The sequence below is a fragment of the Allobosea sp. genome, from assembly GCF_030694325.1.
Taxonomy (GTDB): domain Bacteria; phylum Pseudomonadota; class Alphaproteobacteria; order Rhizobiales; family Beijerinckiaceae; genus Allobosea.
Window position 1 is genome coordinate 1 of sequence record NZ_JAUXYO010000054.1, and the last position, 13,237, is coordinate 13,237.

15 protein-coding genes are annotated in these 13,237 nt (G+C 70.0%); 7 read left to right on the forward strand and 8 right to left on the reverse strand.

Annotated elements, in window-relative coordinates:
- A partial coding sequence (locus tag Q8M82_RS03150; protein WP_305689927.1) for a trans-sulfuration enzyme family protein occupies positions 1–1,014 on the reverse strand: 1,014 nt, incomplete at its 3' end.
- A gap of 82 nt (positions 1,015–1,096) precedes the next feature.
- On the opposite strand from Q8M82_RS03150, the gene Q8M82_RS03155 reads away from it, so the two are divergent.
- Positions 1,097–1,636, forward strand: coding sequence for a TspO/MBR family protein (locus tag Q8M82_RS03155; protein WP_305689928.1), 540 nt, complete (start codon positions 1,097–1,099; stop codon positions 1,634–1,636).
- A 7-nt stretch (positions 1,637–1,643) separates the two neighbouring features.
- On the opposite strand, the gene Q8M82_RS03160 is transcribed toward Q8M82_RS03155, so the two are convergent.
- The 3 genes from Q8M82_RS03160 to Q8M82_RS03170 all read right to left on the reverse strand — a co-directional run bounded on the left by Q8M82_RS03160 (position 1,644) and on the right by Q8M82_RS03170 (position 3,512).
- Positions 1,644–2,018, reverse strand: a complete 375-nt coding sequence (locus tag Q8M82_RS03160) for a response regulator (protein ID WP_305689929.1) — start codon at positions 2,016–2,018, stop codon at positions 1,644–1,646.
- Between the two features lie 3 nt (positions 2,019–2,021).
- Positions 2,022–2,582 carry a hypoxanthine phosphoribosyltransferase gene (hpt, locus tag Q8M82_RS03165; RefSeq protein WP_305689930.1) on the reverse strand — a complete coding sequence of 187 codons (561 nt, stop codon included), beginning with the start codon at positions 2,580–2,582 and terminating at the stop codon, positions 2,022–2,024.
- A 138-nt stretch (positions 2,583–2,720) separates the two neighbouring features.
- Positions 2,721–3,512: a zinc-ribbon domain-containing protein gene (locus Q8M82_RS03170; RefSeq protein ID WP_305689931.1), complete on the reverse strand. Its 792-nt coding sequence runs from the start codon at positions 3,510–3,512 to the stop codon at positions 2,721–2,723.
- 231 nt (positions 3,513–3,743) lie between these two features.
- Here Q8M82_RS03170 and Q8M82_RS03175 point away from each other — a divergent pair, with 231 nt between their 5' ends.
- From Q8M82_RS03175 to Q8M82_RS03195, 5 genes are all read left to right on the forward strand, one after another.
- Entirely contained in the window at positions 3,744–4,367 is a 624-nt protein-coding gene (locus Q8M82_RS03175; protein WP_371126218.1) for a cell division ATP-binding protein FtsE, read from the forward strand.
- On the forward strand, positions 4,360–5,328 hold the full coding sequence (locus Q8M82_RS03180) for a cell division protein FtsX (protein WP_305689933.1): 969 nt from the start codon (positions 4,360–4,362) through the stop codon (positions 5,326–5,328). Before Q8M82_RS03175 ends, Q8M82_RS03180 begins: the two co-directional genes overlap by 8 nt.
- A gap of 181 nt (positions 5,329–5,509) precedes the next feature.
- Positions 5,510–6,214 carry a YdcF family protein gene (locus Q8M82_RS03185; protein ID WP_305689934.1) on the forward strand — a complete coding sequence of 235 codons (705 nt, stop codon included), beginning with the start codon at positions 5,510–5,512 and terminating at the stop codon, positions 6,212–6,214.
- A gap of 50 nt (positions 6,215–6,264) precedes the next feature.
- Positions 6,265–7,050 (forward strand): lysophospholipid acyltransferase family protein, encoded by a 786-nt coding sequence (locus tag Q8M82_RS03190; protein ID WP_305689935.1) that lies wholly within the window; start codon positions 6,265–6,267, stop codon positions 7,048–7,050.
- A 73-nt stretch (positions 7,051–7,123) separates the two neighbouring features.
- Positions 7,124–7,573 (forward strand): hypothetical protein, encoded by a 450-nt coding sequence (locus Q8M82_RS03195; protein WP_305689936.1) that lies wholly within the window; start codon positions 7,124–7,126, stop codon positions 7,571–7,573.
- Positions 7,574–7,721: 148 nt separating this feature from the next.
- Here the strand turns inward: Q8M82_RS03195 and Q8M82_RS03200 are convergent, their stop codons facing one another.
- Positions 7,722–8,282, reverse strand: a complete 561-nt coding sequence (locus Q8M82_RS03200; RefSeq protein ID WP_305689941.1) for a gamma-glutamylcyclotransferase — start codon at positions 8,280–8,282, stop codon at positions 7,722–7,724.
- Positions 8,283–8,423: 141 nt separating this feature from the next.
- On the opposite strand from Q8M82_RS03200, the gene Q8M82_RS03205 reads away from it, so the two are divergent.
- Positions 8,424–9,473, forward strand: coding sequence for a DUF2125 domain-containing protein (locus Q8M82_RS03205; RefSeq protein ID WP_305689937.1), 1,050 nt, complete (start codon positions 8,424–8,426; stop codon positions 9,471–9,473).
- A gap of 220 nt (positions 9,474–9,693) precedes the next feature.
- Here the strand turns inward: Q8M82_RS03205 and rpoH are convergent, their stop codons facing one another.
- The 3 genes from rpoH to Q8M82_RS03220 form a co-directional block, all read right to left on the reverse strand.
- The gene (gene rpoH, locus Q8M82_RS03210; RefSeq protein WP_305689938.1) at positions 9,694–10,590 is read right to left on the reverse strand and encodes an RNA polymerase sigma factor RpoH; all 897 of its coding nucleotides are present in this window, start codon (positions 10,588–10,590) and stop codon (positions 9,694–9,696) included.
- A 214-nt stretch (positions 10,591–10,804) separates the two neighbouring features.
- Positions 10,805–11,848, reverse strand: a complete 1,044-nt coding sequence (locus Q8M82_RS03215; RefSeq protein WP_305689939.1) for an RluA family pseudouridine synthase — start codon at positions 11,846–11,848, stop codon at positions 10,805–10,807.
- A gap of 58 nt (positions 11,849–11,906) precedes the next feature.
- Positions 11,907–13,237, reverse strand: a 1,331-nt coding sequence (locus tag Q8M82_RS03220) for a heme biosynthesis protein HemY (protein WP_305689940.1), incomplete at its 5' end; no start/stop codon positions are given.

Consider the following 13,237-nt stretch of genomic DNA (forward strand, 5'->3'; position numbering starts at 1 on the left):
CTCGACGCCGCCGAGCGAGGTCGCGCGCTTGTACAGTTCGACATGCGCGGCTGCCTTCACCGCCGCCGCCTCGCCGCCGACCACCTGCACCGAGAGCATGTAGCCGAAGCCGCCTTCCATCTGGCGCGCGGCGATGTCGTGGCCGGGATGCTGCGGCAGGCCGGGATAGAGCACGCGCGCCACCAGCGGATGCGCCGAGAGGCGCTGCGCCAGCGCCATGGCCGAGGCGCTCTGGCGCTCCTGCCGGACATGCAGCGTGCGCATGCCGCGCATCAGCAGATAGGCCTCGAACGGCCCGAGGATGCCGCCCTGGCCCTTGCGGACGGTCTTGACGCGGTTCCAGAACTCATCGTCCTCGCGGGCGCAGAGCGCGCCGGCGACCACGTCGGAATGGCCGTTCAGCACCTTGGTCGCGGCATGCATGACGATGTCTGCGCCGAGCTGCAAGGGCTGCGTATGCACCGGCGAGGCGCAGGTCGAATCGACCGCGAGCTTGGCGCCGGCCTTGTGGGCGATCTCGGCGGCGGCCGCGATGTCGGTAATCGTCCAGAGCGGGTTGGAGGGCGTCTCGGCCCAGACCAGCTTGGTCTTGCCGGGCTTTACGGCGGCCGCCAGCGCGGCGAGATCGTCGGTCTCGACGAAGTCGATGACGAGGCCCCAGCGGGTCGCTTCCGTCAGCAGCCAGGAGCGCAGCGCCCAGTACATCACCTTGGAGGCGACGACATGGTCGCCCGGCGAGAGCGCCTGAAAGACGGCGGTCGCCGCCGCCATGCCGGAGCCGAAGAGCAGCGCGCCGGCGTTGGCCTGCTCGAGCATGGCGAGCACGCTCTCGGCCTCGCGGGTCGTCTCGTTGTCCGGTCGGCCATAGATGAAGCCGCCGGAATAACCGTTGTCCTCGTCGCGAATATAGGTCGTCGAGACATGGATCGGCGGCACCACCCCCTTGGTCAGCGGGTCGATCTTGCCCATGGCCTGCGCGGCGAGGGAGCGGGGGTGAAGCGGGCGCTTTGGCATGACGATCCGTGAAAGTTCCAGGAGGGACTAAAAGGGCATCTGGCGCAGGCAACGGCTTCGATGCAAGAGCCGCGACCTTGCCATGGGCGCAGGACGCCTCCATGTCACGATCATGAGCACGCCGCCATCCCTCGCGCCCGCACGCCCCCGCCCGTTCTGGATCGACGCGCTGATCGCGATCGGGCCCGTCGTCGCCGTCTCGCTGCTCGGCAACGCCGTCACCATCCCACAGGTGACGACCTGGTACCCGACCATAGCCAAACCGCCCTTCAACCCGCCCAACTGGGTGTTCGGCCCGGTCTGGACGACGCTGTTCGCGCTGATGGCCTATGGGGTCTATCGCATCCTGCGCACACCCCCAGGCACGCCCGGCAAGCCGCAGGCGCTCATCGCCTATCACGTCCAGCTCGCGCTCAATCTCGCCTGGTCCTGCGTCTTCTTCGGGCTCAACAGCCCGCTCGGCGGCCTGCTGGTGATCCTGCCCTTCCTGGCGATGATCCTCGTCACGATCGCGCTGTTTGGGCGCGTCGATCGTCTCGCTGCGAATCTGCAGTGGCCCTATGTCGCCTGGGTTTCCTTCGCGACGCTGCTGAACGTCTCGATCTGGTGGCTGAACCGCTAGCAGCGCTTCAGCCGATCGAGCGCTCGATCACGTTCAGCACGGCGGCGCGCAACTCGGCGATGGTGAAGGGCTTGGTCATCACCTCTGAGACGATCGCGTCCAGGCTGCGGGCCCGCTCGCGCTGCTCGGCATAGCCCGTCATCAGCATGATCGGCAGGTCCGGAAAGGCCTGCTTGGCGGCCAGCGCCAGCGCGATCCCGTCCATCAGCGGCATGCGGATGTCGGTCAGCAGCAGGTCGAAATGCCCGCCCTCGGCCATCAGCGTGTCGAGCGCCTCGGCCCCGTCGGCGGCCGTCATGCAGAAATGCCCGTCCAGGGTCAGGCCGCGGGCCACCAGCGTCCGCAGCGGCTCCTCGTCATCGACCACCAGAATGCGCGACATGGCTCAGATCCCCGGCAGACCGGCCTGGTCGGCGGTCTCGATGACGCCGACGAACGGCAACTGCCGGTAGGAATGAGCAACATCCATTCCATAGCCGACGACGAAATAGTCGGGGCATTCGAAGCCGACATGGTCCGCGACGATGTTGACCGCGCGTTTGCCCGGCTTCTCCAGCAGCACGACGGAGGAGACCTTCGCGGCGCCACGCGCCGCCAGGAGATCCTTGGCGAAGGCGAGCGTGCGTCCCGATTCCAGGATGTCGTCGACGAGCAGGACCTCGCGACCGCGCACGTCGCTCTGCACATCCCTGAGAATCTCGACCTGGCCGGAGGAGACGGTGGCGGCGCGATAGCTCGACAGATGCACGAACTCGACCTGCGGCGCCATGCCGACGCGGTGCATCGCGCGGATCAGATCGGCGACGAACATGAAGCTGCCCTTCAGCACCGCGACGACCAGCAGGTCGGCCGGCGCCGTCGCGGCGATGGCCTTCGCCATCTCCTCATTGCGGCGGGCGATCGTCGCCTCGTCGTAAAGCACCCTGATGCGCCGTGGCTCCGACATGGTCTCGTCATCCTCTCGCATCGCGCCGGCACACCGCGCGGCAGGCTCCGGCGGACGCGTTTCATGGGGTCTGTCGTCTGAGGTTTAGAGCGGCCGGCGCTGGCTGAACAGGCCCCGTGCGGAAAGCCCGTCCGGGGCTCAGCGGCGGGCCGTGCCCGGCTCGGCTGAGGCGGAGGAGGCGAAGCGCACGAGGACGGATTGCCCCTCCGCCGGCGGCGCCGCCAGCCGCGCCCGGAATCGGATCAGCTCGGCCGGCTCGATGTCCTGGCGCGGCGGATCGGTCTTCCAGGTGTAGAGCGTCTGCCCGGCGGCGTCCTTGACCGCGACCTCGATCGGCGGAACGCGGGTCTGGCTGCTCGTGATGTTGGTGACGTCGCCCTCGACGACGAGGAATCGGCCCGTCGCATCCTCGACCAGGCCGCTCTCGACGGCGCCGAGCTTCAGCCCGTGAACATTGATGGGATAGCCGAGCATCTCGAACACGTCCGCCAGCTGCGGCGCGACCCGCGAGGCGAGCGTGCGCTGCCAGACCAATCCGCCCAGCAGGACGAGGCCGACGACCGCCAGCGACGTGGCCAGGACGGTGGCGCGGAACGGCTTCTGACGCGCTTTGGCGGAGGTTTTGCGGGAAGGCCTCGTGCCGCTGCGCTTGCGCGGCGCGGGCTCGGCAGAGGGCTCCCCGCCTTCGCCCTGGGCAGCCTGGATCGATGCCTGCGCCGAGATCTCGGCTGCGATCGCCGCGGCCCGCTCGAGTTCCTCGTTGAGCAGCGCCTGCATTTCCTCGGCGCTGGGCACCTCCGGAAGCTCCGGCTCGGGCGCGACATGCCAGAGCGTCTGGCAGCTGGCGCAACGCACCTTGCGGCCGTCCGGGCCGAGCTTGGCGCCGTCGAGTTCATAGCGGCTGGCGCAGGAGGGGCAGACGATCAGCATGGTGGCGGCCGGCGGTTCCCTGCGGTTGCAGACCGCGCCCGTCTTCGCGGGGCGCCATCCCATTGGCGGCGGCCATGGTTAACGTCGCGTGAAGAACTCTTCGCCATGGTCGATTCGCGACGGCCTTCGGCCCCATGCCGCAAGAGGTGTAGGATCGGCTGCAGAGATTCGCGGCCTGGCGCAAGGACATCGGGATTGGTTCGCTTCGAGAATGTCGGTCTGCGATACGGCATGGGCCCGGAGGTGCTGAAGGACATTACCTTCAGCATCGAACCGCGCTCGTTCCAGTATCTCACCGGCCCTTCGGGCGCCGGCAAGACGACGCTGATGCGCCTGGTGCTGATGGCGCTGCAGCCGACGCGTGGCCTGGTCAACCTGTTCGGGCAGGACGTCTCGCGGCTCGATGCCGCGACGCTGACGGCCTTCCGGCGCCGCATGGGCGTGGTCTTCCAGGATTTTCGCCTGCTCGACCATCTCACCCTCTACGAGAATGTCGCGCTGCCGCTGCGCGTGCTCGGCAAGGACGAAGCGAGCTACCGCGCCGAGGTCGTCGAGCTGCTGCGCTGGGTGGGATTGGGCGAGCGCATGCACGCCGTTCCTCCGGTGCTGTCGGGTGGCGAGAAGCAGCGCGCGGCGATCGCGCGCGCCCTGATCGGCCGCCCGGAACTGGTGCTGGCCGACGAGCCGACCGGCAATGTCGATCCCGCGCTCGGGCGGCGGCTGCTGCGCCTGTTCATGGAATTGCAGTCGCTCGGCACCGCCGTCGTGATCGCGACCCATGATCTCGGCCTGATGGAGCTCTACGACGCACCGCGCCTCGTGCTCGCCGACGGACATCTGCACGTCGATGCCTGACGCCGCCGCCCATGAGCTCGAACGCCACGAGCGACCGCTGCCGAGCAATCTGCGGCGCGACCAGCCGCTGGTGCCGATCGACAACGTCGCCGGACGGGCGCTGATGGCGGTGATCGCGATCCTGACCTTCCTCGCGGCGCTGAGCGCCGGAGCCGCCGTGCTCGCCGCGCGCGCCTCCGAGCAGTGGCGCGGCGCCGTCGCCAACGAGATGACGCTGCAGATCCGCCCCGATTCACGGCGCGACATCGAGGCCGACATCGCCCGCGCCGCGACGATGGCGCGCGCCGTCCCGGGAATCGCCTCGGTGCAGCCGGTGCCCCGCAGCGAATCGGACAAGCTGCTGGAGCCCTGGCTGGGAACCGGGCTGGATCTGGTCGAGCTGCCGGTGCCGCGGCTGATCGTGCTGAAGCTAAACCCCGGAACCGGCCCGGATCTTGCTGCCTTCCGCGAGGCGCTGCGGCGCGAGGTTCCCAGCGCGATCCTCGACGACCACCGTCTCTGGATCCGCAGGCTCTCGACGATGGCGAGCACGATCATTCTCTCGGGCGCGGCCGTCGTCCTCCTCGTCCTGGCCGCAGCCGCCCTGGCGGTGGCCTTCGCCACCCGCGGCGCCATGGCGGGCAGCCGGGACAGCGTCGAGGTGCTCCATCTGGTCGGCGCCGACGACGATTTCATCGCGCGCGAGTTCCAGAGCCGCTTCGTCCGTCTCGGCCTGCGCGGTGGCACCATCGGGGGCATCGCGGCCATTCTCGTCATCGCCCTGCTCGGACTTCTCTCGTCGCGCCTCGGTGCCGCGCCCGAGGCCGAGCAGTTGCAGGCGATGTTCGGCGCCTTCGAAATCGGCTGGGCCGGCTATGGCGCGGTCGTCCTCGTCGCGATGGTCGTCGCCGCGATTTCCGGCCTCGTCTCGCGCATCACCGTCCGGCACCATCTGCGCGCCCTCGCGGGAGGCGCGCCATGAGGATCGACCGGCCATGGCGGGACTCCGGCCGGGACAGGAGAGGCCCTGCCGCGCTAATGCCCGATTGCCGCGATAGGCTGGCCACAGGATGGCGATGATCGGTCTCAGGCAGGACCCGCAGGCCCGTGCAGCGGGCTCGCTCGCGCCCCGTTCCGCTGGGAGGGGGGTCAGGCTCCGGCGCGTGATCGTCCTGGGGGCGTTGGCGCTCTCGCTCGCCTGCGGGCTGGCGCTGCTCTTCGGCTATATCCGCTTTGCCTCCGCCATCGTCTCGCGCGAGCCCATGGCGGTGCCGCGCACCGACGCGATCGTCGTGGTCACGGGCGGCTCGCAGCGCGTGGGCGATGCCATCGGCCTGCTCGGCGCCGAGCGCGGGGCGCGCCTGCTGATCAGCGGGGTCAACGAGAAAACCGGCCGCGAGGAACTCGCCAAGCTCAACCCCTCGGCCCGCGAGTTGCTCTCCTGCTGCGTCGATCTCGACTATCGCGCCCGCAACACCATCGGCAACGCGATCGAGGCGCGCCGCTGGGTACGCAATCACGGCTTCCGCTCGTTGCTGGTGGTCACCTCGAACTACCACATGCCCCGGACCATCGCCGAGTTCTCCCATGCCATGCCGGGGCTCAGGCTGGTGCCGCACCCGGTCGTCACCGACCAGATCGACACCGCCGGCTGGTGGCATCGCTGGAGCGCGATCCGCGTTCTCCTGCCCGAATATGCGAAATACCTGGCGGCACGCCTGCGCAGCATCGTGGAGACCGATCCGGAAACCTCGCGCCTGTCGGTGATCGTCGGCGGCCGCAAACCCGTCTCGTCCAAGCCCGCGGAACTGATGGGGCCCGAGCAGGAAAGACGCAGCCAGCTGAAAAACGGCCATCACGACGGCTGAAGCCGGCTGCCGCGCTTGACGGCGGCGGGGCCGCGGGGTCATTGCGCGCCATGCTCGTCCTGCGCTCGCTCCTCTTCAACGTCCTCTTCTATCTGAACCTCGCCCTGTGGCTGGTCTTCGCCGCCACGCCGGCCCTGCTGCTGCCGAAAAAGGCGTTGCTCGCCGTCGCCGTGGCCTGGGCTCACAGCGCGCTCTGGCTGATGAAGGTCGTCGCCGGCACCGGTTACGAGATCGTCGGGCGCGAGAACATTCCCCCCGGCGGCATGATCGTCGCCGCCAAGCACCAGTCCTTCCTCGAGACCTTCGCCCTCGTCACCGTCTTCCGCGACCCGGTCTTCATCCTGAAGCGCGAGTTGACCTGGATCCCGTTCTTCGGCTGGTGCCTGATCAAGCTCAGGATGATCCCCGTCGATCGGGGCGGCAAGGCCCGCGCGCTCGCCCAGGTGACGCGGCGCGCCAAGACCGAGCTGCGCGAGAACGGGCGCCAGCTGCTGATCTTCCCGGAGGGGACGCGGCGCGCTCCCGGCGCCCCCCCGGCCTACAAGTTCGGCGTGGCCCATATCTATGGCGAGCTCGGGCTGCCCTGCGTGCCCGTCGCACTCAATTCGGGGCTCTATTGGCCGCGGCGGAAGTTCCTGCGCCGGCCGGGTACGATCCGCATCGAAATCCTGCCGCCGATCGCGGCCGGCCTCGACAAGGCCGCCTTCCACGCCCTGCTGCAGGAGCGGATCGAGACGGCCAGCGACCGGCTGCTTGCCCTCGGACGGGCGGAACTCGCCGCGCGCGGGCTCGATCCGCTGGCGACGACTGCTGACATTCCGCGGCAGCAGAGCTGATCCCCGCCCGCTGCGCCGCTTGACTTACACCCCGGCCGTTCTCATTTTGTCTACAGAACAAAGGAGGAACGACATGGCTGCCCTCGCCCACCATCCGCAGACTCAGCGCCAGTACCGCCCTCTCCCCGGCAGCCAGCGCCAGCGCGATCTCTTTCGCATCGACTTGATGTCGGAGGCCCGGCCCGAAATCGTCCGGGAGCTGCCGATGCGCAGCACGGCCGCCCTCGGCGAGCGCCGCTTTACCGCCTGGCGCGGCCGCTCCGGCCGGCGCTATGTCGCCTCCGTCTTCACGGTCGCGGACGAGCACGCGCTCGGCTTTACCGATGCCGTGCTGCTGGCTGTCTCGCCCGACCGGCGCATCCTGGCGGCGCGCGAGAGCGGCCCCTTCGGCATCGAGGCGGCGCTGACGCGCTGGCGCGATGCCGTCGCGCTGGCCGGGGCGAGCGAGATCCATGTCCATCTGCTCGCCGAGGACGGGATCAGCCGCCGCGCCGCCCTGCTCGACCTGATGCCGGAGATCTAGCCGAAACCACCATCGTCATTCTGGGCGACCGAAGGTCGGCCGGGATCCATCATCGGGCAGACGCGGCGCCCCATGATGGATCCCGGCCTGCGCGGCTTCGCCGCTTGTCCAGGATGACGGGGAGATTTCGGCAGATAACCGCCCCGATCTACAGCTTCGGCCGCGGCGCCGCGCCGGGAGCCAGTGCCTGGGCGAGCCCGGCGAGGATGGGATCGAAGATGCCCATCTTGCGCAGATGCTCGTCGGTGAGGAGCACATAGTCGGGGTTCTCGCCCGAGCTGCCGCGACCATGGCGGACCAGTTCCAGTTGCTGCTCGCGCGGCAGGCGCCCCGCATATTGCAGATGCTTGCGATCGGCGATGTAGACCAGCGCCATCACGCTGCGCCCGTCGACCAGCCGCACCGGCAGCCGCCGCTCGAGATAGACCGCGGTCGCCTGCTCGCGGGCCCGGAGATAATCCACCGTCTCTTGCGCCCGCGCGGCCGCGACGCGAAAGGCGAGCCCCCGGCAGATGCCGCCGCGGTCGAGTCCGAGCACCAGCCCCGGGCGATCGGGCGTGCCGCGATGCACATGCGAGAAGATGCAGAGCGAGCGGTGATAGCCGTGCAGCCGCGCCGGAACGCTCTCCTCGAAGGCGAAGCCGGGGCGCCAGATCAGCGAGCCATAGCCGAAAACCCAGAGCTCCGTCTCTCCCAGCGGCGCCGTCATGCCCGTCCCACCCTTCTCGCCATCCCACAATTTGGCCGCGGCGGCCTGCTTCAAAGCCTCACCGGCGAGCGATGCCGGCTGGCCTCCGTCCACGGCCGGAGCTAACAATCCCGCCGCATCCGCGCAATGGACCGTTCCCGCATGACAGCCCCCGTTTCCAGCCGCAGCAGCCGAACCTGGCTCTACGCCCCCTTCGGGCTGCTTCTCATCCTTGCGCTGGGCTGGACCACGTTCTGGTTCGTCGTCCGCGGCCGCGTCATCGACGCCGTCGACGCCGCGCTCGCCCGGGAGGCCGGGCTTGGCCGGAGCTGGAACTGCACGGACCGCTCGGTCAGCGGCTTTCCCTTCCGCGTCGAGCTGCGTTGCGGCGCCCTTGCGCTGGCCTCGGCCCGCTGGGGGGAAGAGGTCCGCGTCCAGACCGGTCCGGCCGTGGCCGTCGGGCAGATCTACTCGCCCAATCTCGTGATCGCGCAGATCACGGGCCCGCTGCAGGCCAGCCTGCCAGAGGGCCGCAAGCTCGACGTCGGCTGGACGCGACTGGAGGCCAGCCTGAGCCATGCGGCCGGCCGACCCGAGCGGGTCTCGCTCGTCGTCGCCGCTCCCGACGCACGCCTGAGTGCGCCGGGTCTCGCCACCGAAACCTGGAAGGCCACGAGCCTGGAGGCGCATCTGCGCCGCAATCCCTCGCGACCCGCCGCGGACCAGGCCGTCGATCTCGCCATCGCGGTCAAGGGCTCGGTTCTGCCGGCGCTCGACGCGGTGCTAGGCACGACGGAAGCCGGCGATGTCGACATCCAGGCGACGCTGACCCAATCCGAGGCCTTCCGGATCGGGCTCAATCCCGACGCGCTGGAGGCCTGGCGCGGCGCCGGCGGCCAGATCGAGGTGACGAAGCTCGTTTCGGTCAAGGGTCCCGCTCGGATCGAGGCGACCGGCCAGTTCCTGATCGACCAGACGCATCGCCCGGCCGGCCAGCTCCAGGCCTCGCTGGCCGGTATCCGCCAGATCGCCGGCATTCCCGTCGGTGGACTGGCAGCCGGCCTCGGTGGCCTGCTCGGGGGGCGCCTCAGCGCCCAGTTGCCCGGAGCGGCGCCCGGCCTCACCGCCCTGCCGCCTATCGTGCTGCGCGAGGGCCGCATCTATCTCGGTCCGATCCGCCTGCCCCTGCAGCCGCTGCCGGCGCTCTACTGAAACGACGCGGCAACGGCGCGGTCATCCCGGACAAGCGGCGAAGCCGCGCCGGGATCCGCGCCTGAACCCAATCCGGAAAGGCTCCGGATTGGATCCCGGGTCTGCGCTTCGCTGCGCCCGGGATGACGGCGCGCTTCTTGATCGACATCCTGCACACTGGGCCACAAAAAAGGGGCGCGGAAGACCGCGCCCCTGAAAACGTCGCTGCTGTAAGGACCGCTCAGGCGGCCGGCAGCGCCGCACGCGGCGCCTCGATCCGCACCAGCGCCTTCTTGACCGCGTCCTGCACCTTCTCGAAGGCCCGCACCTCGATCTGGCGGACCCGCTCGCGCGAGACGCCGAACTCCTCGGAGAGCTGCTCCAGCGTGATCGGGTCGTCGGCCAGCCGGCGCGCCTCGAAGATGCGACGCTCCCGCGGGTTCAGCACGTCGAGCGCCTCGCGCAGCGCCGAATGCCGGTTGTCGGCCTCCTCGGCGTCGACGAGGCGACGCTCCTGGCTCTCGCTGTCGTCGACCAGCCAGTCCTGCCACTCGCCGTCGCCATCCTCCCGCAGCGGCGTGTTCAGCGACGCGTCGCCGCCGAGCCGGCGGTTCATGTCGATCACGTCCTGCTCGTTGACGCCGAGCTTGGTCGCGATGCTCTTGACCTGCTCGGGGCGCAGATCGCCCTCGCCCAGCGCCGAGATCTTGCTCTTGGCCTTGCGCAGGTTGAAGAACAGCTTCTTCTGGTTGGCCGTGGTGCCCATCTTCACGAGCGACCAGGAGCGCAGGATGTACTCTTGAATCGAGGCCTTGATCCACCACATCGCATAGGTAGCCAGGCGGAAGCCCTTGTCGGGCTCGAAGCGCTTCACCGCCTGCATCAGGCCGACATTGCCCTCGGAGACGACCTCGCCGATCGGCAGGCCGTAGCCGCGATAGCCCATGGCGATCTTGGCCACGAGACGCAGATGCGAGGTCACGAGCTGGTGCGCCGCGTCGCGGTCGCCATGCTCGCGCCAGCGCTTGGCCAGCATGAATTCCTGATTCGGTTCCAGCATCGGGAACTTCCGAATCTCGTCGAGATAGCGTGAGAGCCCGCCCTCGGCGGACAGGACGGGAAGCGAGGCACTCGCCATGCGCATTCTCCTTCTCGGGCCCCCGCTGTGCGGCAGGCCCACCGCGCGATCAACCTTCGCGCAGGTTCGGATGTCGTGAACAGACCCAACGTCTCAACCTTACGCAGGTTCGATCGGGCCGGTTCACTTGCGGCGCCCCCTTGGCCATCCGCATCCGATGGTCAGTATATGCCAAGACAGCTTGGCGGAAAGTGGGCAAACGGGCCAGATCCCCTCACAGAGCCGCGAGCGTATCTTGCAGCTGCGCAAACTCGGGGGGCGGCTCGGACTCGAACAGGAGTTCCTCTCCGCTCGCCGGATGCTCGAAGCCGAGCACGGCCGCATGCAGGGCCTGGCGTCCGAGAGCGGTCAGCGCGTCACGCGCCGCCTCGGGCAGGCGCACGGCCTTGGTCGCGAAACCCGAGCCGTAGAGCGCGTCGCCCAGCAGGGGGTGGCCGAGATGGCTCATATGGACGCGGATCTGGTGGGTCCGGCCCGTCTCCAGCCGGCATTCGACCAGGCTGGCCAGCGCCTCGGTCTCCTCGCCGGCCTTGAGCAGCGGCGGGTAACGCTCGATCACGGTGTAGTGCGTGATCGCCTCGCGCCCGCGCTCCTCGCCGACGACCATCATCTTCTCGCGGTTCTTGTTGGAGCGCTCGATCTGCGTCTGGATCGTCCCATGCGGCCGCCGCGGCGCACCCCAGACGATCGCCAGATAGGCCCGCTGCAGCGGCCCCGTGCGGCCGTGATCGGCGAATTGCTTGGCGAGCTTCTGATGCGCGCGGTCGTGCTTGGCGACGACCAGCAGCCCGCTCGTATCCTTGTCCAGCCGGTGAACGATACCGGGCCGCCGCACCCCGCCGATGCCCGAGAGGCTCTCGCCGCAATGGGCGATCAGCGCGTTGACCAGCGTGCCGTCCTCATGCCCGCCCGCCGGATGCACCACCAGCCCGGCCGGCTTGTCGATGACGATCAGGTGTTCGTCCTCGAAGACCACCTGCAGCGGAATGTCCTGCCCCACCGGATCGGGCGGCCGCGCCGCCGGCATCACCAGCGCGATCACGTCGCCCTCGGAGACCTTGCGCTTGCCGTCACCGGCAACGACGCCGTTGAGCGTGACGCCGCCCTCCTTGATGACCTGCTGCAGGCGCGCCCGCGAGATCTCGCCGGCGAGCATGGCCAGCGCCTTGTCGAGGCGCTCGCCCGCCTGCTCGGGGCCGACATGAAGGGTGGAGCCGGCGCCTGCGGCCCCGGTGTCGTGCGTCGCGTCTGAAGTCATGCCGGACGCTATAGGCCGGGCGGCGCGGCGCCGCACGCCTTTTCGCGCGTCGGGGCGATCAGCCGTACAGGCGGAACTTGCCCTTCTTGTCCTGCGCCGGCGACGCCTCGTCGGGCCCCGGATCATCCGGCGCATGGGCGACCGGGAAGATCACCGGCTTCAGCCGCGCATCGGCGGGAGAGGTCGCAGCCGGCGCCTCGGCCGGGCCCGCGGCTTTCGCTTCGGTCTTCTCCGGGAGGGCCTCGACCTTCGGCGCGGGCTCGACTGCGGGGGCAGGCGCGGGCACGGGCGCAGGCTCCGGTTCGGAAACCGAGGCCGCCTTCGGCACCTCCACTGGCGCCTCCTTGACCGGCGCGGGCACGACGGGCGGCGGCGGGGGCGCGGCTGGCGGCGGCGGTGACGGCGGGGCGACCGCTACGGGCTCCGCTTCGACCGCCTCGGCCTTCGCCTCGATCAGCGGCGTCGAATGGTCGAGATCGCCGAGGACATCGTCGAGCGCCGGCGCCTGGCTGCCCAGCGTCGCCGGCGGCACGGTCCAGACGAAGGCGTCGAGCCGGCCCGAGATCGGCGAGACCGGCATCCAGTGGTCGGAGATCAGACCGTCGGCGACCCAGGCGGCATCCCGCGGCGCACGCGTCGCCCGCGCCAGCCATTCGCGCACACGCCCGGCAGCGCCGTGCTCGGCTTCCTCGAGCTCGGCCATCAGCAGGCAGGCCCGCACCGAGGCGCCGCCCGCCAGCAGCGGCTTCAGCGTGCTGCGGGCCTTGGCGAAGTCGCGGGCATGGATGGCGGCGCCCGCCAGCGCCAGGACACCCTCGGGATCGGCCGGACGCAGCTTCGCCAGCGTCGAGGCGCGGGCCAGCCGGTCCTGCGCGCTGTCGCCGGGGCGGACATCGAGATAGGCGGCGGCGATGTCGGGATGCGAGACCTCCTTCCAGGCGGCCTCCAGCAGCTTGACCGCCTTGCGGACGTCGCCGCGCTCGGCGAGCATCCGCCCGGCGAGCGCCGCGGCAGGCGTCAGCCCCGGCGCGAGTTTCACCGCTTCGAGAGCGGCGGCGAGGGCCTTCTCGGGCGCGTTGCCGCGAGCTTCCAGCGCCTCGGCGGCGAGCAGGACCGCCCTCTGGCGCTTGGCGTCCGCCTTGTCGGCGAGGCGCAGCGCGGCCCGGCGCTCGACGGCGGTGCGCGCCGCCTGCCAGTCGCCGGCATGGGTGTGGAAATCGAGCAGGGCATCGTTGGCCCAGGCCAGCGAAGGCGAGCGCCGGACGGCATCGTCGGCGAAGGCGCGCGCCGCCGCCATGTCGCCGCGGCGCTTGGCCTCGACGAAGAGGCCGCGCAGGCCGAGCACCCGCGTCTCCGGCTTGTCGAGCATGGCCTTGAAGGCCGCCTCGG